The sequence below is a fragment of the Duganella guangzhouensis genome (assembly GCF_009674535.1).
Taxonomy (GTDB): Bacteria; Pseudomonadota; Gammaproteobacteria; order Burkholderiales; family Burkholderiaceae_D; genus Rugamonas; species Rugamonas guangzhouensis.
On record NZ_WKJK01000081.1, the window covers coordinates 1 to 256 of the forward strand.

Consider the following 256-nt stretch of genomic DNA (forward strand, 5'->3'; position numbering starts at 1 on the left):
TCCGTTACACTTTAGGAGGAGACCGCCCCAGTCAAACTGCCTACCATGCACTGTCCCCGACCCGGATAACGGGCCAAGGTTAGAACCTCAAATGAACCAGGGTGGTATTTCAAGGATGGCTCCATAGGAACTGGCGTCCCTACTTCAAAGCCTCCCACCTATCCTACACAGATTGATTCAAAGTCCAATGCAAAGCTACAGTAAAGGTTCATGGGGTCTTTCCGTCTAGCCGCGGGTAGATTGCATCATCACAAAC

General features: G+C 50.8%; 1 rRNA gene. It reads right to left on the reverse strand.

What is annotated here, in order from left to right:
- Positions 1-256 (reverse strand): 23S ribosomal RNA (locus tag GJ699_RS34040); the annotation flags it as partial.